The sequence below is a fragment of the Bacillus sp. GM2 genome (genome assembly GCF_056155945.1).
This window is the reverse complement of the sequence record NZ_JBRKSZ010000007.1, coordinates 1,622,066-1,645,922: the sequence shown is the minus strand read 5'-3', so window position 1 is coordinate 1,645,922 and position 23,857 is coordinate 1,622,066. Positions and strand designations below refer to the sequence as shown.

The 23,857-nt window shown below is 44.0% G+C and carries 33 protein-coding genes; 23 read left to right on the top strand and 10 right to left on the bottom strand.

The features are described 5' to 3' along the window. Positions 1-120 precede the first annotated feature (120 nt). The 5 genes from ACVC9U_RS09315 to ACVC9U_RS09295 all read left to right on the top strand — a co-directional run bounded on the left by ACVC9U_RS09315 (position 121) and on the right by ACVC9U_RS09295 (position 3,583). On the top strand, positions 121-261 hold the full coding sequence (locus ACVC9U_RS09315; RefSeq protein WP_023857597.1) for a hypothetical protein: 141 nt from the start codon (positions 121-123) through the stop codon (positions 259-261). Next, positions 254-1,087 carry a prohibitin family protein gene (locus tag ACVC9U_RS09310; RefSeq protein ID WP_020451587.1) on the top strand — a complete coding sequence of 278 codons (834 nt, stop codon included), beginning with the start codon at positions 254-256 and terminating at the stop codon, positions 1,085-1,087. The genes ACVC9U_RS09315 and ACVC9U_RS09310 overlap by 8 nt, the downstream gene beginning before the upstream one ends. Before the next feature lie 88 nt (positions 1,088-1,175). After that, positions 1,176-1,937, top strand: a complete 762-nt coding sequence (locus tag ACVC9U_RS09305) for a hypothetical protein (protein WP_075754560.1) — start codon at positions 1,176-1,178, stop codon at positions 1,935-1,937. Between the two features lie 59 nt (positions 1,938-1,996). Then, positions 1,997-2,836 carry a thymidylate synthase gene (locus tag ACVC9U_RS09300; protein ID WP_059231154.1) on the top strand — a complete coding sequence of 280 codons (840 nt, stop codon included), beginning with the start codon at positions 1,997-1,999 and terminating at the stop codon, positions 2,834-2,836. Positions 2,837-3,154: 318 nt separating this feature from the next. Continuing rightward, positions 3,155-3,583: a NucA/NucB deoxyribonuclease domain-containing protein gene (locus tag ACVC9U_RS09295; RefSeq protein WP_075754562.1), complete on the top strand. Its 429-nt coding sequence runs from the start codon at positions 3,155-3,157 to the stop codon at positions 3,581-3,583. A 202-nt stretch (positions 3,584-3,785) separates the two neighbouring features. On the opposite strand, the gene lexA is transcribed toward ACVC9U_RS09295, so the two are convergent. Further along, on the bottom strand, positions 3,786-4,409 hold the full coding sequence (gene lexA, locus ACVC9U_RS09290) for a transcriptional repressor LexA (RefSeq protein ID WP_020451591.1): 624 nt from the start codon (positions 4,407-4,409) through the stop codon (positions 3,786-3,788). 151 nt (positions 4,410-4,560) lie between these two features. Between lexA and yneA the strand changes: the two genes are divergently transcribed. From yneA to ACVC9U_RS09260, 6 genes are all read left to right on the top strand, one after another. After that, positions 4,561-4,872: a cell division suppressor protein YneA gene (gene yneA / locus ACVC9U_RS09285; RefSeq protein WP_020451592.1), complete on the top strand. Its 312-nt coding sequence runs from the start codon at positions 4,561-4,563 to the stop codon at positions 4,870-4,872. An 18-nt stretch (positions 4,873-4,890) separates the two neighbouring features. Then, positions 4,891-5,538 (top strand): YneB family resolvase-like protein, encoded by a 648-nt coding sequence (locus ACVC9U_RS09280; RefSeq protein WP_020451593.1) that lies wholly within the window; start codon positions 4,891-4,893, stop codon positions 5,536-5,538. 65 nt (positions 5,539-5,603) lie between these two features. Further along, complete coding sequence (locus tag ACVC9U_RS09275) at positions 5,604-5,837, top strand: DUF896 domain-containing protein (protein ID WP_020451594.1); 234 nt, start codon at positions 5,604-5,606, stop codon at positions 5,835-5,837. A gap of 163 nt (positions 5,838-6,000) precedes the next feature. Then, positions 6,001-8,004: a transketolase gene (tkt, locus tag ACVC9U_RS09270; protein ID WP_059231057.1), complete on the top strand. Its 2,004-nt coding sequence runs from the start codon at positions 6,001-6,003 to the stop codon at positions 8,002-8,004. A gap of 154 nt (positions 8,005-8,158) precedes the next feature. Then, complete coding sequence (sirA, locus tag ACVC9U_RS09265) at positions 8,159-8,596, top strand: sporulation inhibitor of replication protein SirA (RefSeq protein ID WP_441391218.1); 438 nt, start codon at positions 8,159-8,161, stop codon at positions 8,594-8,596. A gap of 84 nt (positions 8,597-8,680) precedes the next feature. Beyond that, complete coding sequence (locus ACVC9U_RS09260; protein WP_003182236.1) at positions 8,681-8,899, top strand: YneF family protein; 219 nt, start codon at positions 8,681-8,683, stop codon at positions 8,897-8,899. Positions 8,900-8,979: 80 nt separating this feature from the next. Here the strand turns inward: ACVC9U_RS09260 and ACVC9U_RS09255 are convergent, their stop codons facing one another. Beyond that, positions 8,980-9,141 (bottom strand): aspartyl-phosphate phosphatase Spo0E family protein, encoded by a 162-nt coding sequence (locus ACVC9U_RS09255; protein WP_154495889.1) that lies wholly within the window; start codon positions 9,139-9,141, stop codon positions 8,980-8,982. A 242-nt stretch (positions 9,142-9,383) separates the two neighbouring features. Here ACVC9U_RS09255 and ACVC9U_RS09250 point away from each other — a divergent pair, with 242 nt between their 5' ends. The 3 genes from ACVC9U_RS09250 (at position 9,384) to ACVC9U_RS09240 (ending at position 11,113) form a co-directional block, all read left to right on the top strand. Further along, entirely contained in the window at positions 9,384-10,091 is a 708-nt protein-coding gene (locus ACVC9U_RS09250; RefSeq protein WP_059231061.1) for a cytochrome c biogenesis protein CcdA, read from the top strand. Positions 10,092-10,174: 83 nt separating this feature from the next. Beyond that, positions 10,175-10,546 (top strand): response regulator, encoded by a 372-nt coding sequence (locus tag ACVC9U_RS09245; RefSeq protein WP_020451599.1) that lies wholly within the window; start codon positions 10,175-10,177, stop codon positions 10,544-10,546. A gap of 72 nt (positions 10,547-10,618) precedes the next feature. Then, complete coding sequence (locus tag ACVC9U_RS09240; RefSeq protein WP_116758574.1) at positions 10,619-11,113, top strand: CcdC family protein; 495 nt, start codon at positions 10,619-10,621, stop codon at positions 11,111-11,113. A 35-nt stretch (positions 11,114-11,148) separates the two neighbouring features. Here ACVC9U_RS09240 and ACVC9U_RS09235 read toward each other — a convergent pair whose 3' ends face one another. From ACVC9U_RS09235 to sspO, 4 genes are all read right to left on the bottom strand, one after another. Further along, positions 11,149-11,577, bottom strand: a complete 429-nt coding sequence (locus ACVC9U_RS09235) for a DUF2621 family protein (RefSeq protein ID WP_059231064.1) — start codon at positions 11,575-11,577, stop codon at positions 11,149-11,151. 204 nt (positions 11,578-11,781) lie between these two features. Next, the gene (locus tag ACVC9U_RS09230) at positions 11,782-12,189 is read right to left on the bottom strand and encodes an Hsp20/alpha crystallin family protein (protein WP_075754564.1); all 408 of its coding nucleotides are present in this window, start codon (positions 12,187-12,189) and stop codon (positions 11,782-11,784) included. 134 nt (positions 12,190-12,323) lie between these two features. Then, positions 12,324-12,470 carry a small acid-soluble spore protein P gene (locus ACVC9U_RS09225; RefSeq protein WP_003182250.1) on the bottom strand — a complete coding sequence of 49 codons (147 nt, stop codon included), beginning with the start codon at positions 12,468-12,470 and terminating at the stop codon, positions 12,324-12,326. Positions 12,471-12,511: 41 nt separating this feature from the next. Further along, positions 12,512-12,658: a small acid-soluble spore protein O gene (gene sspO, locus ACVC9U_RS09220; protein ID WP_020451603.1), complete on the bottom strand. Its 147-nt coding sequence runs from the start codon at positions 12,656-12,658 to the stop codon at positions 12,512-12,514. 234 nt (positions 12,659-12,892) lie between these two features. Here sspO and acnA point away from each other — a divergent pair, with 234 nt between their 5' ends. From acnA to ACVC9U_RS09185, 7 genes are all read left to right on the top strand, one after another. Continuing rightward, entirely contained in the window at positions 12,893-15,619 is a 2,727-nt protein-coding gene (acnA, locus tag ACVC9U_RS09215; protein WP_441390673.1) for an aconitate hydratase AcnA, read from the top strand. 71 nt (positions 15,620-15,690) lie between these two features. After that, a complete protein-coding gene (locus ACVC9U_RS09210; RefSeq protein WP_003182256.1) occupies positions 15,691-16,197 on the top strand; it encodes a peroxiredoxin family protein in 507 nt (168 codons plus the stop codon). Between the two features lie 71 nt (positions 16,198-16,268). After that, positions 16,269-16,394 carry an FbpB family small basic protein gene (locus tag ACVC9U_RS09205; RefSeq protein ID WP_003182259.1) on the top strand — a complete coding sequence of 42 codons (126 nt, stop codon included), beginning with the start codon at positions 16,269-16,271 and terminating at the stop codon, positions 16,392-16,394. Between the two features lie 68 nt (positions 16,395-16,462). Continuing rightward, a complete protein-coding gene (locus ACVC9U_RS09200) occupies positions 16,463-16,606 on the top strand; it encodes an acid-soluble spore protein N (protein ID WP_003182261.1) in 144 nt (47 codons plus the stop codon). 25 nt (positions 16,607-16,631) lie between these two features. Next, a complete protein-coding gene (tlp, locus tag ACVC9U_RS09195) occupies positions 16,632-16,868 on the top strand; it encodes a small acid-soluble spore protein Tlp (protein ID WP_003182262.1) in 237 nt (78 codons plus the stop codon). Between the two features lie 106 nt (positions 16,869-16,974). Then, on the top strand, positions 16,975-17,391 hold the full coding sequence (locus ACVC9U_RS09190) for a YbgC/FadM family acyl-CoA thioesterase (RefSeq protein WP_441390669.1): 417 nt from the start codon (positions 16,975-16,977) through the stop codon (positions 17,389-17,391). Next, positions 17,391-17,693, top strand: coding sequence for a hypothetical protein (locus tag ACVC9U_RS09185; RefSeq protein ID WP_003182267.1), 303 nt, complete (start codon positions 17,391-17,393; stop codon positions 17,691-17,693). The genes ACVC9U_RS09190 and ACVC9U_RS09185 overlap by 1 nt, the downstream gene beginning before the upstream one ends. A 232-nt stretch (positions 17,694-17,925) precedes the next feature. Here the strand turns inward: ACVC9U_RS09185 and ACVC9U_RS09180 are convergent, their stop codons facing one another. The 4 genes from ACVC9U_RS09180 to plsY form a co-directional block, all read right to left on the bottom strand. After that, complete coding sequence (locus ACVC9U_RS09180; RefSeq protein ID WP_009328208.1) at positions 17,926-18,285, bottom strand: YxeA family protein; 360 nt, start codon at positions 18,283-18,285, stop codon at positions 17,926-17,928. A 349-nt stretch (positions 18,286-18,634) separates the two neighbouring features. Then, positions 18,635-19,666 carry a YdcF family protein gene (locus ACVC9U_RS09175; protein WP_095325299.1) on the bottom strand — a complete coding sequence of 344 codons (1,032 nt, stop codon included), beginning with the start codon at positions 19,664-19,666 and terminating at the stop codon, positions 18,635-18,637. Positions 19,667-19,989: 323 nt separating this feature from the next. Next, positions 19,990-20,277 carry a HesB/YadR/YfhF family protein gene (locus ACVC9U_RS09170; RefSeq protein WP_003182275.1) on the bottom strand — a complete coding sequence of 96 codons (288 nt, stop codon included), beginning with the start codon at positions 20,275-20,277 and terminating at the stop codon, positions 19,990-19,992. Between the two features lie 102 nt (positions 20,278-20,379). Further along, the gene (plsY, locus tag ACVC9U_RS09165; protein WP_003182278.1) at positions 20,380-20,973 is read right to left on the bottom strand and encodes a glycerol-3-phosphate 1-O-acyltransferase PlsY; all 594 of its coding nucleotides are present in this window, start codon (positions 20,971-20,973) and stop codon (positions 20,380-20,382) included. Positions 20,974-21,151: 178 nt separating this feature from the next. Between plsY and ACVC9U_RS09160 the strand changes: the two genes are divergently transcribed. Both ACVC9U_RS09160 and parE read left to right on the top strand, forming a co-directional pair. Further along, positions 21,152-21,565 (top strand): CoA-binding protein, encoded by a 414-nt coding sequence (locus tag ACVC9U_RS09160; RefSeq protein WP_441390665.1) that lies wholly within the window; start codon positions 21,152-21,154, stop codon positions 21,563-21,565. A gap of 322 nt (positions 21,566-21,887) precedes the next feature. After that, a complete protein-coding gene (gene parE, locus ACVC9U_RS09155) occupies positions 21,888-23,855 on the top strand; it encodes a DNA topoisomerase IV subunit B (RefSeq protein WP_003182282.1) in 1,968 nt (655 codons plus the stop codon). The last annotated feature ends 2 nt before the right edge of the window (positions 23,856-23,857 follow it).

Below are 23,857 nucleotides of genomic sequence, written 5' to 3'. Positions count from 1 at the left end.
AATTTTTTCTATTAAATTTTAAAAAAATGAAACTTTAAGTTCATATGAACGTAAACATAAGTGGGATGATTTTATTTAGTCATACGATCAATCAACAAATGCAAAAGGGGTGAAACAAAAGTGAAAGTCATGATTGGTTCGATCATATTGCTATCCATTATAGGGTTTGGCGTATGGCTTATGTTAAGCCCGCTTTTTAAAAAAGTCGGAAGCGGGGCGAGCAAAATAAAGAAAACGCTGGAGGATGACAAAGATGAATGAAAAACAACCAAAGAAGAATAAAAACAAAACGCTGCTCGGCGGAATTATTGTCGCTGTTGCTTTAATTATTGGGGGATTCACGGCTTCCCTGTTCATCGAGAAAATTCCGAACGGATATGTCGGCGTTGTTTATTCTCCGAATGGCGGGGTGAAATCGGAAACGCTCGATCAAGGCTGGCATTTAGTCGGACTGTTTGACAAAGTCACAAGATATCCAGTGCGGATGCAGACTGTAAACAATCAGGATATTCAAGTGGCTACTTCTGACGGCAAAAACATCTCAATGGACATCGCCTACAACTATGTCGTTCAGCCTGATAAAGTCGTAGAATTGTTTAATAAATTCGGAGCGGTTGATATTGAATCAATCGAAAACAGCTACTTGAAAACAAGGCTGTGGGACGCTGCAAGAAAGTCGATTTCCAAATACTCCGTCATTGATACATACGGACAAAAATCATCTGATGCCGCCGCAGAAATCCAAAAAACATTTGCAGATGATATGAAGGGTCTCGGCTTTGTCATTGACGATTTAACACTCGGTGTGCCAAAGCCTGATAAAGCGACCCAGGAAGCGATTGACGCGCGCGTGAAATCTTCGCAGGAACTGGAAAGAACGCAGACAGAGCTGAAGATCGCCGAAGCGGAAGCGAAAAAGAAAAAGATCGAAGCCCAAGGTATCGCCGAGTACAACGAAATTATTAAAAAATCGATGTCAGATGAAATGATCAAGTATCAATGGATCCAAAAATGGGACGGAAAAATGCCTAAAGCGACAGGATCGAATTCCCTGATCCAGATTCCGACCGATGAGAAAGGAAAATAAAACGAAAAAATCCCTTGCTAAGGGATTTTTTTCGTCTCGGGCGCCCGTATATAATAGTGTTAACAATCGCTTCTGGACAGGAGGGAAGATGATGTTTGCTCCGGACGCCATTCTCCGTACGTGGAGAAGATTCGACGCTTTTCCGATGGAAACGCTGACAAAGGCATGGTTTTATCATCAGGCAGGGGATCAGAAACAGCGGAACGTATCGATGATGAAGGAACACCACCATGAGTACGGCATTGCCGGCAATTGCTTTGACCTTTCGATTTGGCTGCTGGACGAGTTTACAAAAGACGGAGTGGAAGCTTTTCCGATCGGCCGTTCGTTCAAAACAGAACGTGCGCATGCCGCAGTCATCGCGCTTGATGAAAGAGGACGGCGCTTTTTGTGTGATCTGGGAGACCAATGGCTGCAGCCGATTCTGATCGACTGCGAATGTGAAGATTATACCAGTGAAAAGCTGGACGGTTTTTTCCCGGCAGCACAAATTCAAGTCAAGCCGACAGCCGGCGGAGTTAAGGTCCTTTACCATCGGCCGAACGGAAAGGTGTCAACTCAAGTCTACTCTACAGAGCCTGTTGAGATGTCCGTTTTATGGGAGGCGGCTGACTACTCGCAAGCGGCATTGAAGCCTGTGCCATTACTGGAATGCAGAGTTCCGTTTCAACATGAAATCGCGCATTGGGAATTCAGCGGCTGGGACATCTATCTTAGCACGAGCAAAGGATTATACAGAGAAACGAAGCCGGACACAATCGAAGGCTGGACTGAGAAAATCCATGATGTCACTGGATACGATAAAAATGTTATCAAGAAAGCGTTGGAGATTTATCAAACCCGCGCATGATCTTAAACCTTGAAAAAAACTCATTTTATACATATCATGTGGAAAGAGGAGAGGATAAGATGAGCCATTATGACCAGCAATACAATGCAATCATTCAAAAAATTATTGAATCAGGGATCTCCGATGAAGAATATCAGGTCCGGACGAAGTGGGATTCAGACGGAACGCCGGCTCATACGTTGAGCATCATGAGCGAAAAAATGCGGTTTGACAATTCGGAAGTGCCGATTTTGACGACGAAGAAGGTGGCGTGGAAAACGGCCATCAAAGAGCTGCTTTGGATCTGGCAGATGAAATCCAATGATGTTCAAGTTCTGAACGATATGGGGGTTCATATTTGGGATCAATGGCGGCTTGAAGACGGCACAATCGGAGCAGCCTACGGCTATCAATTAGGGAAGAAAAACAGAACGGTTAACGGTCAGAAAGCCGATCAAGTGGATTATTTGCTCCATCAGTTAAAGCATAACCCGTCTTCACGCAGGCATTTGACTATGCTGTGGAATCCCGATGACTTGGACGGCATGGCCTTGACGCCCTGCGTCTATGAGACGCAATGGTATGTGAAGGAAGGAAAGCTTTCTTTGGAAGTAAGAGCGAGAAGCAATGACATGGCGCTTGGCAACCCGTTCAATGTGTTCCAATATAACGTCTTGCAGCGCATGATCGCTCAGGTTCTCGGTTATGAGCTGGGCGAATACATCTTTAATATCGGTGACTGCCACATCTATACCCGTCACATCGACAATTTAAACATTCAGATGAAACGCGAGCAGTATGAAGCGCCGAAGCTGTGGATCAACCCGGACATCAAAAACTTTTATGACTTTACAATCGATGATTTTAAATTAATTGACTATAAGCACGGCGACAAGCTGACATTTGAAGTTGCCGTATGAACAGGCGGATTTGCCGCCTGTTTTTTTGTTGTGTGAATGAATTATTTTCTAGGAAATTTGCGTATCTGGCTGCCGCATGTTTACTGACGGCAGCCGTGTTTACGCTTAGAGCGGACGCAAAAGCACGTGCAGTTTAAAAAAGCTCGCTATCGATGAATTCATTCACGGCTATGACCGAGCATTTAACTTGATCATAGAAGAATAAACGTTTATTTACACAATCTAAACGTCTTTTTCACAAAGAGCCAGAAAAGCAAAAACAATTCTCTCTTAATCTGTTAGTGACACCAGCATATACAAGAGGAGGTTGTTTTTGTCATGATCAAAAAATGGGCGGTTCATCTGCTGTTTTCCGCATTGGTGCTGCTTGGGCTTTCGGGAGGGGCTGCATATTCTCCTCAGCATGCCGAAGGCGCTGCAAGGTATGATGACGTATTGTATTTTCCGGCATCGCGCTATCCTGAAACCGGCGCTCATATAAGCGACGCGATCAAAGCGGGCCATGCAGATGTCTGCACAATTGAAAGATCGGGGGCGGATAAGCGCCGTCAGGAATCATTAAAGGGGATTCCGACCAAGCCGGGCTTTGACCGTGACGAATGGCCGATGGCCATGTGTGAAGAAGGGGGAAAAGGAGCGTCGGTCAGATATGTCAGCTCATCGGATAACCGCGGAGCCGGTTCCTGGGTCGGGAACAGGCTGAGCGGTTACGCTGACGGGACGAGAATTTTGTTTATCGTTCAATAAAAGGGAGACAACGAAAAAAAATGTTTCCTCCGGGAAACATTTTTGTTGACAAGAAAACCATTTTGGGGGATAATGGCAATGTAAGCATATGATCAATCCCTCTGTTTCAGGCTCACATCCTTCATTGCCGTATGGTTGTGAGCCTGTTTTTTCGTGCGAAAAAAAAACCGCCGACCGGCGGTTTTGCTGATGAGTCCGTTTTTTAATGAACAGTGCGGAATACGCCGATGACTTTTCCGAGAATCGTCACATTCTGGAGGATGATCGGTTCCATCGTCGGGTTTTCCGGCTGAAGGCGGATATGGGTTTCTTCCTTGAAAAACCGCTTAACAGTCGCTTCGTCGTCTTCGGTCATCGCAACGACGATATCTCCGTTGTTTGCGGTGTTCTGCTGTTTGACTATCACATAATCCTGATCAAGAATTCCGGCATCGATCATGCTTTCGCCCATGATCTCCAGCATAAAGACATGCTCATCCGGCGGCGCCAGGCGGTCAGGAAGCGGAAAGTATTCCTCAATGTTTTCGACTGCGGTAATCGGCGTACCGGCCGTCACCTTTCCGATGACCGGGACATTGACAACCTGGTTTTTCGGAATGTGAATTTCTTCCTCTGTATCGAGAATTTCGATCGCTCTCGGCTTCGTCGGATCCCTTCTGATCAATCCCTTCGTTTCAAGCCTTGCCAAGTGGCCGTGTACCGTTGAACTTGACGCCAGGCCGACCGCTTCTCCGATCTCCCTGACGGAAGGCGGATAGCCTTTGCGTTTCACTTCTTCTTTAATGAAACGCAAAATATCAAGTTGTCTTTTTGATAGCTTCGTCATTTTTTGCACCTCAAAACGTCGATTTTAGCTAGATTATAGCATGTTTTTCCTTTGAGTACAAACATAGGTTCGAAAAAAACGATTGACAGAAACATTTGTTCGTATGTATACTGAAATCATAAAACCGAACAAACATTCTGGGGTGATGGATATGAAAAGAGAATCATTGATTTTTGTCAGTCTGTTTACTGCTGTGATCAGCTGCTGTATTCTGTTTGTGTCTTTTGCCGGTAAAATCGAAGAAAGAAAGCAATATGTTAAAATAGAAGTGCAGGAAGGCGATACATTGTGGGAGCTGGCCGACCGGATCAAAGGCGGAAAACCCGCTGACAAACAAAAATTCATCGAATGGGTCGCCGATAAAAACAATCTGCCGACCTCCGTCATTAAACCGGGCGATGTTTTGGTCCTGCCGGTAGCCAAACAGCACTCCGATCAATATCAGCTTGCAGTTGTAGAATAAAAGATTGAGGGGATTTCCATGAATGCGATTATTTACACCAGGGTAAGCACTGCGAAGGAGCAGCAGGAAACCTCATTAAAACGGCAGGCTGAAGAGCTGCAGTCGCTTGCCGCTGAGCACGGAATGAACGTCGTGAATGTCATCTCCGAGCAGGCGAGCGGATATGAGATGGACCGCGACGGCGTCTTCGATCTGCTCGAGGAAATCAAAACATCAGACATTGACGCGGTTTTAATACAGGATGATACGCGGCTTGGAAGAGGGAATGCCAAAATTGCCCTTCTTCACTGTTTATATAAAGAAGGCGTTCAAATCTACACGCTGGCTCACCGGGGAAAGCTTGAGCTTTCCGAAGCGGATTCGATGGTTTTGGAGATTGTCGGCATTGTCGAAGAATACCAGCGGAAAATACATAACCTGAAGATTAAGCGGGGAATGAAGAAGGCGGTCGAAAACGGCTACCGCCCGGAGAGGAATCTGAAACACCGCAATGAAGGCGGCGGGAGAGAGAGGATCGAAGCGCCTCTTTCAGAAATCGTCAGGCTCAGGGAGAACAAGCTGACGTTTGCGGAGATTGCAGCCGTGTTGAGAGGGTTCGGATACAGCATTTCAAAAGCAACCGTTCACCGCCGCTACCAGGAGTATAAGGACGGCCTTGCAGACTAATCTGTTGTCAAACGAAAGCGGATTTAGTAGTATGATGGATATATACCGAATCAAAGGAGTATCTTATGATTTCTAATGAAAAAATAGCCAGAATTAACGAGCTTGCCAAAAAAGCAAAGAGCGGATCTTTAACAGACGAAGAAAAAGCAGAACAGCAGAAGCTTCGCCAGGAATATCTTCAAGGCGTCCGCGCCTCTATGAAAAACACGTTGAAAACTGTGACGATTGTTGACCCTGAAGGTAACGATGTGACGCCTGAAAAGCTCAAACAGGAAAAAAGAAACCGCCGATTGCATTAATTTAGGGAATACGCCGATATCGTATTCCCTTTTTGTATATACTACAATTTAAAATGAAGGCAAAGATTCGTCATTTTTCACTGCTTTTGAGCTGAAATGGTTGTGAAAACCGATGGGTAGATTTATGATAAGAAAGTAGAGTCCATACAGGAAGGGGATCATAATGAAAACGATTGAATTAAAATCTGTCGCAACAATACGAACACTCTCCATAGACGCGATTGAAAAAGCTAAATCCGGTCACCCGGGCATGCCGATGGGGACTGCTCCGATGGCTTATGCGCTTTGGACAAAAATGATGAATGTCAGCCCTGAAAATCCGAATTGGTTTAACAGGGACCGTTTTGTGCTGTCTGCCGGTCACGGATCAATGCTTCTGTACAGCATGCTTCACTTAAGCGGGTATGACGTTTCAATTGAAGACCTCAAGAATTTCCGCCAATGGGGAAGCAAAACGCCTGGACATCCGGAATTCGGACATACTCCGGGTGTAGATGCGACTACAGGCCCGCTTGGCCAAGGAATCGGAATGGCTGTCGGAATGGCGCTTGCTGAACGTCACCTTGCGGAAACTTACAACCGTGACGACTATCGCGTCGTTGACCATTATACATACAGCATTTGCGGTGACGGAGACTTGATGGAGGGAATTTCATCGGAAGCGGCTTCGCTTGCGGGACATTTGAAACTCGGCCGTCTCATCGTGCTTTATGATTCAAATGACATTTCGCTTGACGGTGAATTAAACCGCTCATTCTCTGAAAATGTGAAGCAGCGTTTTGAAGCGATGAATTGGGAAGTGCTTTATGTTGAAGACGGCAATAACATTGCCGAAATTACGGCGGCCGTCGAGAAAGCGAAACAAAATGAAAAGCAGCCGACATTAATTGAAGTGAAAACAACGATCGGTTTCGGCTCTCCAAACCGCGCGGGAACATCCGGCGTTCACGGCGCTCCGCTCGGCTCAGAAGAGGCGAAATTAACGAAGGAAGCGTATGAGTGGACATACGAAGAAGATTTTCATGTCCCTTCCGAAGTGTACGAACACTTTAACGAAACAGTGAAGGAAGCGGGCAAGAAAAAAGAGGCGGAATGGAACGAGCTGTTCTCCGCATACAAGAAAGCCCACCCGGAACTTGCCGAAGAGCTTGAACTTGCGATGAAGGGCGAACTTCCTGAAGGTTGGGATCAGAAAGTACCTGCGTATGAGAAAGGAAGCAGCCTTGCTTCGCGTGCATCCTCAGGGGAAGTGTTAAACGGAATCGCTCAACAAGTGCCGTTTTTCTTTGGCGGATCCGCTGACTTGGCCGGCTCCAACAAAACGACAATCAAAAACGGCGGAGATTTTTCAGCGAAAGATTACGCCGGCAGAAATATCTGGTTCGGTGTACGGGAATTTGCGATGGGAGCAGCTTTGAACGGAATGGCTCTCCACGGAGGCCTTCGCGTATTCGGCGGAACGTTCTTCGTTTTCTCCGACTACCTGAGACCTGCGATCCGTCTTGCGGCATTAATGGGGCTTCCTGTCACATATGTGTTTACACATGACAGCATTGCCGTCGGAGAAGACGGACCGACTCATGAGCCGATTGAACAGCTGGCATCACTACGTGCGATGCCGAACTTGTCCGTCATCAGACCTGCAGACGGAAATGAAACAGCAGCAGCCTGGAAACTGGCGCTTCAATCAAAAAATCAGCCGACTGCGCTTGTGTTGACACGCCAAAACTTGCCGACAATCGATCAGTCTGCTGAAGCAGCTTATGAAGGCGTTGAAAAAGGTGGATATGTCGTTTCGAAAAGCCAAAACGAAAAACCGGAAGCGATCTTGCTTGCGAGCGGATCTGAAGTTGGCCTTGCGCTTGACGCACAAAGCGAGCTGAAAAAAGAAGGCATTGACGTATCCGTTGTCAGCGTTCCGTCTTGGGATCGTTTCGACAAGCAGCCGGCCGAATATAAAAACGCTGTTCTTCCAACTGATGTGACAAAGCGTCTCGCAATTGAAATGGGATCGCCGCTCGGATGGGAAAGATATACCGGCACTGACGGGGACATTCTCGGAATTGACCATTTCGGTGCTTCAGCTCCCGGCGAAACGATCATGAAAGAATACGGTTTTACGCCTGCGAATGTAGTTGATCGGGTGAAAAAGCTGTTAAATCGCTAATCGGGTATATGAAAGAGAATGATCTGCGGGTCATTCTCTTTTTTTCATTTCGACAAAATTAGTCGCTTCTTTTATCATCATCAGACAATTATTTCTAACCCCCTTTTGTATAATAGAAAGCATATATTCTTCGAAACAGGGGGATGAGACAGTGATGGAACGCCATTATTATACGTATTTGATAGAAGAGGAATTTGCCAGCCATTATTTTGGAAGAGAGTCTGTCATGTTCAAGCTGTTTTACGATTATCATTGGACGAGCCCCGATCAAAAGTCTCAATTAGCCGCCAAGCAGATCGAGTTCATTACAAAACCGATTCCCGCAGCCCATATACACAAAAGAATGAAAATGAACCTCTGCCGGGAAGACTATACACAAGTTGACTATGTATACAGATTGATTGTTCCAAAAGGAAGCGCTTCTTTTATTATCAAAGACCGTCATATTGAGATTTTGGCGAAGGGTCCATTCGATGCCGAAACGGTTTTCTTTGAGGTTTTGCGGAAAGTAAGTCCGTGTTTCCTTGCGATGGATTTTAATATGAAACGTTACGGCTGGCAGAACCCTGTGAAAGAAAGAAATTTTGTATAAAAAAAAGAATTTGGACTGTAAATGTTGTATAATAGCGTTTGGTTTAGTACACTTTATACGAGACAACATGAAGGAGGAAATTAAATGGATTTGTGGGTTGTCATCCTAGTGGGCGTTTTAGCATTGCTCGCAGGTGTTGCACTCGGATTTTTTATTGCTCGTAAATATATGATGAACTATTTGAAAAAAAATCCGCCAATTAATGAACAAATGCTGCGCATGATGATGATGCAGATGGGTATGAAACCATCCCAGAAGAAAATTAATCAAATGATGAAAGCCATGGAAAATCAAACGAAATAATACGAATGCGATTATGACATAGAAGGAACATGGTTATAAAATAAAAAACCCGCTTCCGGGTTTTTTATTTTGATCTATGATTATTGTGTATTTCCGAGAGATCGTTTTTGGTATTCCAAAAGAAGGATATCCAGCTGCTGGCTGTGCTGAATGGTGATATGTGAAGTCATGCCGTTTGTCATGACGATTTTTAGCAGCTCTTTTCTTTTTTCCTCAATTTCATGAAGCAAATTTTCTTTCATCACAGGAATTTATCCTTTCTTCTGTAAAAATCATCTTTTTGTTGCCTACTAAATGTTATTATATCCATATATAGGTTCCTTTTCAATTCTGAAGGTGATAAGGGTAAATTGTCAAAATCGATTATATAAAGAAATTCGTGAAACCAACATCCTTTTTTGTGATATGTTAGGAAATTGAAATGTAATTGTCATATCTAATGATTTTCTTTCATGGTATTCCAAAAAATAGAAGGGAGAAAGAGATGGCTGATATCAACTATATTCTCGCTTTCGGTGCAGGGTTTCTATCGTTTATTTCGCCATGCTGCCTGCCGCTGTATCCCGCTTTTTTATCATATATTACAGGTGTCAGCATGAGTGAAATCCATTCTGACAGACTTATGTTTCAAAAAAGGAGCCTGGTACATACGATCTTTTTCCTGATTGGCTTTTCGATGATCTTTGTGGCTCTCGGCTACAGCACATCGCTTGTCGGGTCCTTTTTTAAGGATTATCATCAGCTCATCAGGCAGCTTGGCGCGGTATTTATCATCTTTTTCGGATTTGTCACACTGGGGGTTTTTAAGCCTGAGTTTTTAATGAAAGAAAGGCGCCTCCATTTTAAAAACAGGCCCGGCGGCCTGCTCGGTTCTGTCGGAATCGGAATGGCATTTGCCGCCGGCTGGACGCCCTGCACCGGTCCGATTCTTGCAGCGGTCATCACACTCGCCGGAACGAACCCGATGTCGGCTGTGCCTTATATGGTGCTTTATGCGCTCGGATTCAGTCTGCCGTTTCTGCTCCTGTCTTTTTTCATTACAAAGATGAAATGGCTTCGGAAGCATCAGCTCATCATCATGAAGATCGGCGGAATTGCAATGATTGTAGTCGGAATCCTGCTGTTCTTTGACTGGATGACGAAAATCATTATCGTACTGTCAGGCCTGTTCGGCGATTTCAGAGGCTTTTAGAAACCTGGCTAAGGACCGCCTTGGTTTTTTGTTACAATAGGATTTATTCACAGCAAAATTGAATAATGATGTTGGAGGGGAGTATGACAAGGGTTTTAATTGTTGATGATGCAAAATTTATGAGAGATAAAATCAGAGAAATACTTGAAACAGAAGACTTGCAAGTCGCGGGTGAAGCCGGGAACGGGGAAGAAGCTGTTTTGCTTTATCAAGAGCTGCAGCCGGACTTGGTTATCATGGATATTACGATGCCTGTGAAAAACGGGATTGAAGCTTTAAAGGACATGATCCAGCTGAACCCGAAGGTGAAAGTGATCATGTGTACGGCCATGCGGCAAAAGCGAATCGTTGTTGAAGCGATCGAAGCCGGAGCCAAGGACTTTATCGTCAAGCCTTTCGAGGAGACGAAAGTCGTCGAAGCGATCCGCCACGTGCTCGGAAATCCTTGCAGCTGAAAACCTGAACATGGTTTTTTTCTTCGTTTTGGAGTATAGTAACAAGTAGAGAAATTAGCTTTAGAAAAAGGGATGATATGTATGATGATCGTCGTTTCATCTATACTTGCCGTCGTGATGGCCGTCATTGTCATGGCTGTCAGAATCAAGTCATCTGAAAAACCGGCTACGGCCAAAAAAATTATACTGCCTCCGATTTTTATGAGCACCGGTGCTCTCATGTTTTTATTTCCGATGTTCCACGTGACCGGTGCCGAATTTTTGGAAGCTCTCACAGTGGGCATGATCTTTTCTATTTTCTTAATTAAAACCTCAAAATTTGAAATCCGCGATGATAAAATCTATATTAAACGCTCCAAATCGTTTGTGTTTATTTTAATTGCGCTGCTCGTTATCCGGATCGTGATGAAGAGCATATTAAGCACAACGATCGATTACGGCGCACTGAGCGGAATGTTTTGGATTTTGGCTTTCGGGATGATCGTTCCTTGGCGGATTGCCATGTTTTTATCGTTCAGAAAGCTTTCAAGCCAGATTGAAGCGTCAAATCACATACAGGTCAATTAAAACAAAACCTTTCCTTCTTTCAGGAAAGGTTTTGTTTATTTAAAAAGCTCTTGATATGAAGAGTGATCAATGTTCTTTTCTTTTAAACGCTTCACGAGGAACTTATGGTCTCTTTTCGGTGTGGCCATAATATAGCCTCTGACGATTAAATCCCGGTCGATTGCGCCTGCTTTTTCCTTCAATGCGAGCTCTCCGATCTTTCCGGCGATTTTCGCTTTTGCTACATCGCGAAACAGTTCGGGTACGGGAGAAACCAATTCTTCAAGCAGTTCTTTTTCTTCGTCATTCCACAAATGCCTTGTTCGTTCAATATAATAATCCTGCCAGTCCAGCTCAGATTTCCCATCTTCTTTAGGCAGCCTTTTTAAAAATTTGCGAAACATGAAAAAACCGCCGATTGACAAGAGGACGATCATGATGACGATCCAAGCGAGCATCAGCCATAAAAACCATCCTTCCAGCATCTCTCATCACTCCTTTGTCTATAACCTATTTTACATGAAGGCGTTTTAGAAGAACATAGAAAAAATAATATAAAATGGGACACCGGCCTGATCAAAAGAGATGCTAGAACATAATCTATTGTATAGCAATTCCCTAATCGGCCATAGAGAATTGCTAGCGGATATTTGACGAACGAACGGAAAAAACCCGGATGGCAAAGTGTTTTAAGCGCTGTCCGGGTTCTGCTTGTTGTGCATGTATGATATAAAAGGAATATGAAATGAAAGCGAAACTTCATCTTGGCTTGCTTCCTTATTGATTTTAACTGCAAGAATGCTGTTTTCGCATTCCGCTTCGATCTGTTTGTCATTCAAAAAGAAAGGAAGCATCAGCGATTTTTCGTAATGCTGTTCATCGGTTTTAACCGCAAGCTTGAAATCGTAGCCGGAAAACGTCATGTCAAGGTGCCGGGCATTCAAGCGGCTTAAATCTGCTTCGATTATATATTCAGTGCTCGTTTCATAAAGGTCAATCGGTAAAGTCTCATCATAGAGGAGAAAAGGGTCGTCAACAAACTGTTTCATCCATTCTTTGTCAAAATCTGCGGAATCGAAACGTTTTGCATTTGTCATTTGATCATTCCTCCATACCTAGCCTTACCGTTAGATTATGCACAGCTGTGAATTCATGTGAAGGAGGTGATTCGAAGGGGGTTACATCGCCAGGAGTTAAAGTAAAAACCGCGCCGTGAAAGACGCGGAAAATATTACATATCGTGACTGGAATTATGTTTTTGTCTCGTATGGTTCCGGTTTTTAACTTTTTTGCTTCCGCTCAAGGGCTCTGGCTGCCCAGGCTGAGCTCCTTTAGGTGCGTTTTTGCGCATATCTTTGCCGTCGTTTTTATTTGTCAATGTCTTAGCCTCCTAAGCCATTCATGAAGGATTTTTAGTGTTTATTGATTGGTCTTCCGTTTTTTGTTGTTTTGGCGTTCCGCCTCAGTGAGAATATGCTGGTCATCTTCGATGTATCCCGCGCCGTTTCCTTGGCGTTTAGCATTGTTCATTCCGTTGATGACATGATTTGCTTTTCGTTTGGCCAATTTCGATCACCTCAGACTGTAGTATAGCCTTAGCGGGTGTATTGTATAAAAAAATGTATTTCCAGTAAAATAAACTTTTTTCCGTATATAAGGCATTCTTATTGAATTTAATAAAAACATTGATATTTACTTATGTTTAAAATTGTTTTAAGATTAAATTGTGAGAAAATTGTGGTGAAATATGCCGATTTTTCTGGCGTATGATCTTGATCTTTAAAGGGGGATTTTGGAGAAATGGCGAATCAGCAACAAGTCGCAAAAAAAGACGCTTTTCAATCAAGAAAAACGTTTACAGTACAAGGCAAAACGTACAGCTATTATTCTTTAAAAGCATTAGAGGATCAAGGAATCGGAAACGTATCAAAACTTCCTTATTCCATTAAAGTTTTGCTCGAATCCGTTCTTCGTCAAGTAGACGGGAGAGTCATTACTGAGGAACACGTTGAAAACTTGGCAAAATGGGGCACTGCCGAATTAAAAGATATTGACGTTCCTTTCAAACCATCCCGCGTTATTTTGCAGGACTTTACCGGCGTTCCAGCCGTTGTAGACCTTGCTTCATTAAGAAAAGCGATGGCTTCAGTCGGCGGAGATCCGGATAAAATCAATCCTGAAATACCGGTAGACCTTGTCATCGACCACTCCGTACAAGTTGACAAAGCGGGTACGGAAGATGCATTGACCGTTAATATGGACCTTGAATTCCAACGAAATGCAGAGCGTTACAAATTTTTAAGCTGGGCTAAGAAAGCGTTTAATAACTATCAAGCTGTTCCCCCTGCTACAGGTATTGTTCACCAGGTGAACCTTGAGTATTTGGCAAACGTTGTCCATGCAGTGGAAGAAGACGGCGAGATTGTCACTTATCCTGACACGCTTGTCGGTACTGACTCCCATACAACGATGATCAACGGAATCGGCGTTCTCGGCTGGGGCGTCGGCGGAATTGAAGCTGAAGCAGGCATGCTCGGCCAGCCTTCATATTTCCCTGTACCTGAAGTAATCGGTGCGAAGCTTGTCGGAAAGCTGCCGAACGGTACGACAGCGACGGACCTTGCGCTTAAAGTGACACAGGTGCTGCGTGAAAAAGGCGTAGTCGGAAAGTTCGTCGAATTCTTCGGTCCGGGTGTTGCGGAACTACCGCTTGCAGACCGTGCGACAATCGCAAATATGGCTCCTGAATACGGCGCGACTTGCGGTTTCTTCCCTGTTGATGAGGAAGCATTGGAATACATGCGTTTAACAGGCCGTGATGAAGAACATATCAATGTGGTGAAAGAATATTGCCGTCAAAACGGACTGTTCTACACGCCTGATCAGGAAGATCCTGTATTTACCGATATCGTTGAAATCGACTTGTCAAAAGTTGAAGCGAACCTTTCAGGTCCGAAGCGTCCTCAGGATCTCATTCCGCTGACTGACATGAAAGAAACATTCCACAAGCATTTGGCAAGCCCTGCGGGCAACCAGGGATTCGGTTTAAACGCGAGCGAGGCTGACAAAGAAATCAAATTTAAGCTTGAAAACGGCGAAGAAGCCGTCATGAAAACGGGTGCGATCGCAATTGCGGCGATTACCAGCTGTACAAATACATCAAACCCTTATGTCTTAATCGGTGCGGGCCTCGTCGCCAAAAAAGCGGTTGAACTGGGATTGAAAGTACCGAACTATGTGAAAACATCTCTGGCTCCGGGTTCAAAAGTCGTAACAGGCTACTTAGTCAATTCAGGCCTGCTTCCGTATATGCGCGAGCTTGGATTTAACATCGTCGGATACGGCTGTACGACATGTATCGGGAACTCCGGACCGCTTGCGCCTGAAATCGAAAAAGCGGTTGCCGAAAACGACCTGCTGATTACGTCTGTCCTTTCCGGTAACCGTAACTTTGAAGGCCGGATTCATCCGCTTGTCAAAGGAAACTACTTGGCGTCTCCGCCTCTAGTCGTGGCCTATGCATTGGCAGGTACGGTAGATATCGACCTGAAAAACGAACCGATCGGCGTCGGCAAAGACGGTCAAAATGTGTACTTCAACGATATTTGGCCGACGATGGACGAAATCAATTCCGTCGTGAAGCAAACCGTTACTCCTGAGCTGTTCAGAAAAGAATACGAGCGCGTGTTTGATGACAATGAACGCTGGAATGCGATTGAAACAACGGATGAAGCCCTGTATAAATGGGATGAAGAGTCCACTTACATTCAGAACCCGCCATTCTTTGAAAACATGTCAGTTGAGCCAGGTACAGTTGAACCGCTTAAAGGCTTGCGCATTGTCGGCAAATTCGGAGACTCTGTCACGACAGACCATATCTCTCCTGCGGGAGCGATCGGCAAAGACACGCCGGCCGGAAAATATTTGCAGGAAAAAGGCGTTTCTCCTAGAGACTTCAACTCATATGGTTCAAGACGCGGAAACCATGAAGTCATGATGAGGGGAACATTCGCCAACATCAGAATCAAAAACCAGATCGCTCCGGGCACTGAAGGCGGTTATACAACGTATTGGCCGACCGGAGAAGTGATGTCCATTTATGATGCCTGCATGAAGTATAAAGAAGACGGCACAGGTCTGGTCGTCATTGCCGGAAAAGACTACGGAATGGGTTCTTCCCGCGACTGGGCGGCAAAAGGAACAAATCTGCTCGGCATCAAAACCGTCATTGCAGAAAGCTTTGAAAGAATTCACAGAAGCAACCTTGTGCTGATGGGCGTTCTTCCGCTGCAATTTAAAGAGGGAGAAAACGCTGAAACGCTCGGTTTGACCGGGAAAGAAACAATTGAAGTAGACGTGAGTGAGACGGTGCGCCCGCGCGATCTCGTCCAAGTCAAAGCGATTGCCGAAGACGGCACGGTCAAGTCGTTTGAAGCTGTTGTCCGCTTTGACAGCGAAGTGGAAATCGATTATTACCGTCACGGCGGAATCCTGCAAATGGTGCTCCGCAATAAAATGAAACAGTAATTGAATGAGGAAGAGAGAGCCTTTAGCTTTCTCTTCTTTTTTCAGCGTAATCCTGAATGTGGAGGATGCCGATGATGAAAAAAGTGCTGGCTGCCGCGTTTCTTTTAGTCTTGGCCGGTCTTGCGGTTTGGAATTTTACAGGGCAAAAGGAAGCCGAAATCGGCATTGAGAAAGGAGACAAGGCGCCTGATTTTACGCTGCCGTCATTAAAGAATGGAAACGATGTATCTTTGTCAGACTTTAAAGGGAAAAAAGTGCTGTTAAATTTTTGGGCCACCTGGTGTAGACCGTGTGAAACCGAAATGCCTGCAATGGAAGAGCTTCAAAATGAAAATCAGGACATTGCCGTTTTAGCCGTCAACTTTACATCTTCCGAGAAAAACGAAAAGACGGTCAAAGCGTTTGCCGAAAGGCACGGTTTACATTTCCCCATCGTCTTAGACCGAACGGGCATCAATGCGAAATACGAGATTTTTTCATATCCGACGACATTTATCATTGATGAAAACGGAATCATTAAAGATATCGTGCTGGGGACGATGTCGAAAAAGAATATGGAAGAAAAGCTGGGATTATAAAAAATCCCGGCTTTTTTGCTTATATTGCCCAAAAAATGGTGAAAATGAAAACAAGCTGGAGGTGATTCAACATGAAAAAAGCGAAAAGGCGAACATTTGAAGAACTTGTCTCGGAAAATAAAAAGGAGCTCATGACCAACCAGGAGTTTCTTGATCGGCTGGAAGATAAGCTTGAAGAGAAATTTAAGCTGAAGTGAGTTTTTAAAAATCGATTCATGTTTACGCTCCTTTTTGAGAATCCTAATGCTGAAAAGGAGGGATAGACATGCCGAGAGAACACGACAAACAGTCTAAATTTGCCCCGAGCCATCTTGGGACAAAACCGGTAGAATATAAGCGCAACAAAGGAAAAAAGATGCATGATAAATCAGGAGAAACACCGATCATTATGCAGACAAAAGGCGAGTAAAGATGAAAAGGAGGCAGAGACCCGAATGACACATCAAAAACATCATCCGGATGACAGATCAGACAACGTAGAAAAGCTTCAAGACATGGTGCAGAACACAATCGAAAACATTGAGGAGTCTGAAGAGCAGCTGTCTTTTGCCAGCGAGGCGGAACAGGAACAGATCCGCGAAAAAAATGAACGCCGAAATGAAAGCATTGAGGCGATGCGCAATGAAATCCATGACGAGGCGGAAGCCCGCAAAAACGGATATCATCAATAAACCAGGGCGACCTGGTTTTTTTGCATGAAGCCGTCCGTCGTGTTTTTGCCCATTGTATATGCTAGAATTGGATTAAACACATTTGTGAAAAGGGAGTAGAGGGAATTTGTACGTCTCAAAAAAAGAAATAGAAGTCCGCTATGCCGAAACAGACCAAATGGGTGTCGTCTATCACGCCAATTATTTGATTTGGATGGAGGTAGGCCGGACGGCTTTAATTAAAGAACTCGGCTTTTCTTATGCCGAAATGGAGAAAGACGGCATCCTGTCGCCTGTCGTGGATATCAATGTCCGCTACGTCAAACCTCTTCGCTACGGTGAAACAGCGACGGTACATACGTGGATTGAAGATTACAACGGCTTTAAAACGGTATATGGGTATGAAATTTTTAATTCCGCCGGAGAAACCTCTGTGAAGGGAACATCGTCCCATATTTGCGTTGACGGGGACAGCTTCAAACCGGTTCAGTTCCGCAAGCTTTATCCAAAGTGGCATGAAGCATACGAAGAGGCCAAAAAGTAATGGCGTTCGGTATTAAAAGAAACGAGCTGAACGAATGGAAGCGCGCCGTTTTAAACGGCGAAGTTGCGTTTCTTACGCATTACTGGCTCGATGACAGGTATCCGGATGTCAAAACGGTGACAAAAGCAGGATGCGCGAACATTGAGAAGCTTGCAGAGTGGGGCAAACAGTACGGACTGAAAAAAGAGTGGATTGATAAAAGAAGCGAATTTCCCCACTTTGATTTATTGGGAGAGAAGCAGATCATGATTTTAAAACAAGAAAAGCTCTCAAGCCATATCAAGCGTTTCAGGCTTGAATAATACGGTGTTTTAAAGAAACTCGGACATCCTTGAAACAAGCAAGCATTGTTCTTGCTTGTTTCATTTTGATGAGCAAAAACGTATCTTTAAGTTTCAGTTATATTGTCATCATCTGTTTCAATCACAAAGTTCACCTTTACTTCAGTGTTTTTCATGCCTTGATAAGCCATTTTATTTTTCGTAAAAAAGTCCCTAAAACAAGAAGTTTTAGGGGGAAAGAGTGAGCGGCTGATTAATTTTGATTGTCTAATTTATGCAGGATGTCCTTATCTATTTGCTTCTCGCTCGCTTTTTCTTTGCTGGATATGATTTCCCTTCTATCTTCCCAATGAATAATATAGTACTGACCTTTCTGCATTTTTTCTTGAGAAGAGAGCTTTAGGTTTTTGGATTTCCCATCTTTATCATAACCCGTAACATCATAGTTATAATTTATATATGTGTATCCATCACTTGCTTTTTCTTTCACGACTTTTGGATCTGTTGTAATTTTGACGTAATAATCTTCCGTTGAATAATATCCGGAATATAAAAAGTAGCCCCCGACCAAAATTATCAGTCCTGCCGTTAAAATTCCTAAAAACCATTTCATCATTTATCACCTCGGAACCCATCATATATAAAACCTCCCAACGAAACCATTGATTTATCTTACATATTCCTTTCACATTTGTAAGCAATAAAAGTCCAAGCGCATCAAAAAAACAGCTGCTTGGAGCAGGGAAGTTGCCCATTGCTCAGGAAGCATTAGAATCATCAACATGACGGTGTAATGTTTTCAAAGCAAAAGGACATCTTTCCGGCGAAGATGTCCTTTGAAAATATCCATCATTATCTATTGGGACTTCCATCAATATATCTCTGCACCCTTGTTGGGGATGACTGCAATAGAAAGTGTGCCATCCGGACAAACCAAAATCTCAAGACGCATTTTTGAAGTTTTAATCAATGAAAAAATTAAGAGCAGTCAAAATTATAGAAAAACCTAAAATAGTACCTACGACAATGCTATGCCGTTTACGATTCATTACAACAACAGCGATATATTCACGGATCATGGCGTTCGGCCAATAATAAAAAGCGGTTTTTGAACCGATCCCCTGGCTCTTTAAGCCTGCTCGTTTTGCATATAGGCTGGCGCGGAACAGGTGGAAATTGTTTGTTGTGAAGATGCTGTTGTATTTGCCGTCTGATAATGAGTCCATCAGTTGTTTGGAGAAAAGCATATTTTGATATGTATTTACAGAACGGTCTTCTTTGAAAGTGTGCTCTTCAGGTATCCCTTTTTTTAAAGCATATCTCTGCATGGCTTCTGCTTCAGAAAGGTTTTCATCAGGTCCTTGCCCGCCGGAAAAAATAATTTTCGGCGGAGGAGCAACAGCTGCTTGTTTCCGATAAAAATCGACAGCCTTATCTATCCTGCTTGCTAAAAGCGGGGGTACAGTATCGTTAATTAATCCGCTTCCGAGAACGATGATGTAATCCTGATTAAGTTTCGGTCTGTTAAATTGATATAGAAAATAGGCTGTTAAGAAATTTGTTAAATGAAAGAAGAAATAGACCGCAATAAGCGATGATCCCGCAAACAACGGCTGAACATTTGGCGATAAAAAACGAGCGGGGTCAATCACTGACAATAGAAAAAATATGATAATGCCTAGCCCGGAAATTAAAGTCAAACAATTAGACAATCGTCGTCCTTCTCTTTTGATAAGAATTCTCGCATTCAGAAATAACCCGATCATTAAAGCAAATAGACCGAACGTTAGGATAAAGAAAAAGATCAGCAGCAGTACAATGACGAAAAGTCTGAAAAAGCCAATTCCGACAACGTATGCCAGATAGTAGGAAAGAACAAGAAATGAACAAAAAAATAGATTGAATAAAAAACCGTTGATGATCCTTCTTCGGTCCGTTAAATAAAAGATCAGAAAAACAGCCAGTAAAATAAAAGTTGTCACACCGTAAACCATGACCAAACACCTCGATGTAAATGACTTTGTATAATATTAGAGTGTGTAAAAATCTTTATTGAATGGGGAAATCCTTGCCGCTTTATTTTAAACGAACTGTATTTTAGATATACAGGATCTGTACCCGCTCAGTTATTCGTGTTTGCTGCCCCGTATATAATGTCCTTTAGGAGCTTTACGCAGCTCGCGGTGTACATTTGCCGAACACTCAGGCAAGCCACCCTAGATTTTGAAGGCTTTTTTTCGGCACTTCAATGACGAAGAAAAATAAAAAAACTTGCAGAAAAACGGGGGATTCTCTGCAAGCCGTAAAAAATGATATTTTACTGATATTCAAAAACAGGTTCTTCCGCAGATTCGTTATAGGTGACAAGCAGATCATGGCCGTCGAAATACCATACATCGCTTTCTTCAACGAAAAACGTAATGCCGTCTTTTTCCGCACTTACACCGATTTGCTGCGGCTCATCTTTTGAGACCCCAAGGGAGAAGCCTTTTTGAACATTGCTGCATCCTCCGTAGCGGACAAAGAAGCGAACCTGATCACCTTCTTTTAAATCAAGCTCGTTCTTATACCATTTAAGCGCCTCTTCATTAATTTTCAAATTCACGGGCAAGCACTCCTTCATCATTTGTTTCAAAGCATGCTGAAACTATTTATAGTATATAACGTTTTTGTCCGATCATGAAAATATAATGTTCTTCGGATAGGCTCATCTTTTGCCGGACATCCACTTGATTTTGGGCTCGGTTTTATCGATGATGCGTTTAATGTTCGTCCTGTGTCTGTATACGACAAACGCCGTAAGAAAGGCGACGACTGCCACCAATAAAAGGTCTTTCGTAAACAGACTGTAAACCGTTGTATACAAGCCGGTTAAAATGGAAGAAAGCGATACATATTTTGTGATATACAAAAACAGAAAGAACACCGCAACCATTGTGAGAAACAGAAGAGGCTGATAGCAAAGCAATACGCCTCCGGAAGTAGCGACAGCTTTTCCGCCTTTAAATTTTGCGAACACAGGGAACATATGCCCGATGACTGCGGCTACGCCGGCCAGCAAAGGGTGTACGCCGATGTGCAGGATGGCGGGCAGAAAGGCGGCGAGCGTCCCTTTCAAAATGTCCGCAGCCACAACGATAGAGCCGGCTTTTACGCCGAGTGTCCGAAATGCGTTGGTGGCGCCAAGATTCCCGCTGCCGTGTTCCCTGATGTCGATTCCTTTGGCGGCCTTTCCGACAATCAAGCCGGACGGAATGCTGCCGAGTAGATAGGCTAAAATAAATAATAAAGCTATTAACATTTCATTTCTCCTTTTTAGATGATCCCTTCTCTTTATTTTAACATGAGAGGCGCCTTCCATGACGGCTTTTCTTTAGAAGTACCGTATATATCATACAAGATAATGCGCGCTAATCATATGAAAATTTTGATTATCTCCTTTGTTTTCGTGTAAACTGAACTTAAAAGGAGTGATCGGTGTGGAAAATCCTTCTAAACAGGAAATCAAAACCATTCTTGAAAACAGCAGACGAATTGCGGTAGTCGGCTTGTCCGACAACCCTGAAAGAACATCGTACATGGTATCAAAAGCGATGCAGGACGCGGGATATGACATCATCCCTGTCAATCCGACCATTGATGAGGCGCTGGGCGTCAAGGCTGTGGCATCCCTAAAAGACATTGAAGGACACGTTGATATCGTCAATGTGTTCAGAAGATCCGAGCATCTGCCTGATGTCGCAAAGGAATTCCTGGAGATTGACGCAGATGTGTTTTGGGCGCAGCAGGGGCTTGTAAACGAAGAAGCTTATCGGCTTCTGAGCGAAAAAGGCTATACGGTGATTATGGATTTGTGTATAAAAGTGGCACACGCGTTAACAAAATCGGCATAAAAAAGACAAAAATCCTTGTTTTTTCAAGGGTTTTTGTCTTTTTTATGCGAGAATATGTTTGCGAATTGCTGTGAAAAACGGCTACAATAAGTCTTGGACAGTTTTTTTAAGAATGATTTTCCAATTGCGATGTGGAAAGCATTGTGCTGCGGGTGATGAATCGTGTAAAATGACGGCTGTGCAAAAAGCGGCTTTCATTTTAACATGTTCCCGACAATGCTTGAAGAAATTGGAAAATAATCGGATAATACTTTGCTTTATATGACAGAGTGTGTATTATTCTTTATAAGCAATGTTTGATTTTTGAAAGGGGTTTATGCATTTGGTTAAAAAACAGCAAGTTGACTATAATGATGATTCCATACAGGTGCTCGAAGGCCTTGAAGCGGTCAGAAAACGCCCCGGTATGTACATCGGTTCGACAGACAGCCGGGGACTGCACCATCTCGTATATGAAATCGTCGATAATTCCGTCGATGAAGTCCTTGCAGGCCATGGGGATCACATTATAGTAAAAATACATAAAGATAACAGCATATCGGTGCAAGACAGAGGCCGGGGAATGCCAACAGGAATGCATAAGCTCGGCAAGCCGACTCCAGAAATTATTTTGACAGTGCTGCATGCCGGAGGAAAGTTCGGCCAAGGCGGCTATAAAACGAGCGGGGGGCTGCACGGCGTCGGTGCATCCGTTGTAAACGCCCTGTCCGAGTGGCTGACAGTCACGATTGAGCGGGACGGAAATGTTTACAGGCAGCGTTTTGAAAACGGCGGCAAACCGGTGACATCCCTTGATAAAATCGGAACGACCAAAAAGACCGGCACCCTGATTCATTTCAAGCCTGATCCTGCGATGTTCAGCACGACGACGTTTAACTTTGAAACGCTTTCAGAGCGTCTGAGAGAATCAGCCTTTTTGTTAAAAGGACTAAAAATAGAATTGATCGATGAACGCGATCAAACAAAAGAAACGTTTTTATACGAAAACGGAATCGAAGCTTTTGTCGCTTATTTAAATGAGGAGAAAGACGCGCTTTCTGAAGTGGTCTCATTTGAAGGAGAGCACAACGGCATCGAGGTTGACTTCGCGTTTCAGTTTAATGACGGCTATTCCGAAAACATCCTGTCGTTCGTCAATAATGTCAGAACGAAAGATGGAGGAACCCATGAGTCCGGTGCCAAAACGGCGATGACGAGAGCATTCAACGAGTATGCGAGAAAGGTGGCCCTTTTAAAAGAAAAGGACAAAAACCTTGAAGGAACGGATATCAGGGAAGGCCTGTCAGCCATCGTTTCCGTCCGGATTCCCGAAGAGCTTCTTCAATTTGAAGGACAGACAAAAGGAAAGCTCGGCACAAGTGAAGCACGGTCAGCCGTTGATGCAATCGTCTCTGAGCAGCTCGCCTATTTTCTTGAAGAAAACAGGGAAACGGCAACATTGCTTGTCAAAAAAGCGATTAAAGCCTCCCAGGCGAGAGAGGCTGCGAGAAAAGCAAGAGAAGAGGCAAGAAGCGGAAAGAAAAGAAAGAAATCCGAAGCGACGCTCTCCGGGAAGCTGACGCCTGCACAATCAAGGAATCCATCCAAGAACGAATTGTATCTCGTGGAGGGTGATTCTGCGGGAGGATCAGCAAAGCAGGGACGAGACCGGAAATTCCAGGCTGTCCTGCCGCTCCGCGGAAAAGTTATCAATACGGAAAAAGCGAAGCTGGCCGATATTTTTAAAAATGAAGAGATCAATACGATCATTCACGCGATCGGCGGTGGGGTCGGCGCCGATTTTGACATTGAGGATATCAATTACGACAAAGTCATCATCATGACAGATGCGGATACAGACGGCGCTCATATCCAAGTGCTGCTCCTGACTTTTTTCTACCGCTATATGAAGCCGCTGATCGAGCACGGAAAAGTGTTTATCGCGCTGCCGCCGCTCTATAAAGTCAGCAAAGGATCGGGCAAAAAAGAAATCATTGAATATGCTTGGTCTGATGAAGAAATGGACGACGTCCTCAAAAAAGTCGGAAAAGGATATACGATTCAGCGCTATAAAGGTCTCGGCGAAATGAACGCTGACCAGCTTTGGGAAACGACAATGAACCCCGAATCAAGGACGCTTGTCAGGGTTAAAATCGATGACGCAGCCCGTGTGGAAAGGCGCGTAACGACATTGATGGGCGACAAAGTTGAGCCGAGAAGAAAATGGATTGAGAAAAACGTCGCCTTCGGACTTGATGAAGAAAGCAACATTTTAGAAAACGAGAATTTATCGGTCGCTGAGGAGGTTTAAAT

Excerpts from the sequence above, each read along its gene's own strand:
- ACVC9U_RS09310 (WP_020451587.1), top strand. The coding sequence starts at position 254 with ATGAATGAAAAACAACCAAAGAAGAATAAAAACAAAACGCTGCTCGGC.
- ACVC9U_RS09305 (WP_075754560.1), top strand. The coding sequence starts at position 1,176 with ATGATGTTTGCTCCGGACGCCATTCTCCGTACGTGGAGAAGATTCGAC.
- ACVC9U_RS09300 (WP_059231154.1), top strand. The coding sequence starts at position 1,997 with ATGAGCCATTATGACCAGCAATACAATGCAATCATTCAAAAAATTATT.
- ACVC9U_RS09295 (WP_075754562.1), top strand. The coding sequence starts at position 3,155 with ATGATCAAAAAATGGGCGGTTCATCTGCTGTTTTCCGCATTGGTGCTG.
- lexA (WP_020451591.1), bottom strand. The coding sequence starts at position 4,409 with ATGACGAAGCTATCAAAAAGACAACTTGATATTTTGCGTTTCATTAAA.
- yneA (WP_020451592.1), top strand. The coding sequence starts at position 4,561 with ATGAAAAGAGAATCATTGATTTTTGTCAGTCTGTTTACTGCTGTGATC.
- ACVC9U_RS09280 (WP_020451593.1), top strand. The coding sequence starts at position 4,891 with ATGAATGCGATTATTTACACCAGGGTAAGCACTGCGAAGGAGCAGCAG.
- ACVC9U_RS09275 (WP_020451594.1), top strand. The coding sequence starts at position 5,604 with ATGATTTCTAATGAAAAAATAGCCAGAATTAACGAGCTTGCCAAAAAA.
- tkt (WP_059231057.1), top strand. The coding sequence starts at position 6,001 with ATGAAAACGATTGAATTAAAATCTGTCGCAACAATACGAACACTCTCC.
- sirA (WP_441391218.1), top strand. The coding sequence starts at position 8,159 with ATGGAACGCCATTATTATACGTATTTGATAGAAGAGGAATTTGCCAGC.
- ACVC9U_RS09260 (WP_003182236.1), top strand. The coding sequence starts at position 8,681 with ATGGATTTGTGGGTTGTCATCCTAGTGGGCGTTTTAGCATTGCTCGCA.
- ACVC9U_RS09255 (WP_154495889.1), bottom strand. The coding sequence starts at position 9,141 with ATGAAAGAAAATTTGCTTCATGAAATTGAGGAAAAAAGAAAAGAGCTG.
- ACVC9U_RS09250 (WP_059231061.1), top strand. The coding sequence starts at position 9,384 with ATGGCTGATATCAACTATATTCTCGCTTTCGGTGCAGGGTTTCTATCG.
- ACVC9U_RS09245 (WP_020451599.1), top strand. The coding sequence starts at position 10,175 with ATGACAAGGGTTTTAATTGTTGATGATGCAAAATTTATGAGAGATAAA.
- ACVC9U_RS09240 (WP_116758574.1), top strand. The coding sequence starts at position 10,619 with ATGATATGTATGATGATCGTCGTTTCATCTATACTTGCCGTCGTGATG.
- ACVC9U_RS09235 (WP_059231064.1), bottom strand. The coding sequence starts at position 11,577 with ATGCTGGAAGGATGGTTTTTATGGCTGATGCTCGCTTGGATCGTCATC.
- ACVC9U_RS09230 (WP_075754564.1), bottom strand. The coding sequence starts at position 12,189 with ATGACAAATGCAAAACGTTTCGATTCCGCAGATTTTGACAAAGAATGG.
- acnA (WP_441390673.1), top strand. The coding sequence starts at position 12,893 with ATGGCGAATCAGCAACAAGTCGCAAAAAAAGACGCTTTTCAATCAAGA.
- ACVC9U_RS09210 (WP_003182256.1), top strand. The coding sequence starts at position 15,691 with ATGATGAAAAAAGTGCTGGCTGCCGCGTTTCTTTTAGTCTTGGCCGGT.
- ACVC9U_RS09205 (WP_003182259.1), top strand. The coding sequence starts at position 16,269 with ATGAAAAAAGCGAAAAGGCGAACATTTGAAGAACTTGTCTCGGAAAAT.
- ACVC9U_RS09200 (WP_003182261.1), top strand. The coding sequence starts at position 16,463 with ATGCCGAGAGAACACGACAAACAGTCTAAATTTGCCCCGAGCCATCTT.
- tlp (WP_003182262.1), top strand. The coding sequence starts at position 16,632 with ATGACACATCAAAAACATCATCCGGATGACAGATCAGACAACGTAGAA.
- ACVC9U_RS09185 (WP_003182267.1), top strand. The coding sequence starts at position 17,391 with ATGGCGTTCGGTATTAAAAGAAACGAGCTGAACGAATGGAAGCGCGCC.
- ACVC9U_RS09180 (WP_009328208.1), bottom strand. The coding sequence starts at position 18,285 with ATGAAATGGTTTTTAGGAATTTTAACGGCAGGACTGATAATTTTGGTC.
- ACVC9U_RS09175 (WP_095325299.1), bottom strand. The coding sequence starts at position 19,666 with ATGGTTTACGGTGTGACAACTTTTATTTTACTGGCTGTTTTTCTGATC.
- plsY (WP_003182278.1), bottom strand. The coding sequence starts at position 20,973 with ATGTTAATAGCTTTATTATTTATTTTAGCCTATCTACTCGGCAGCATT.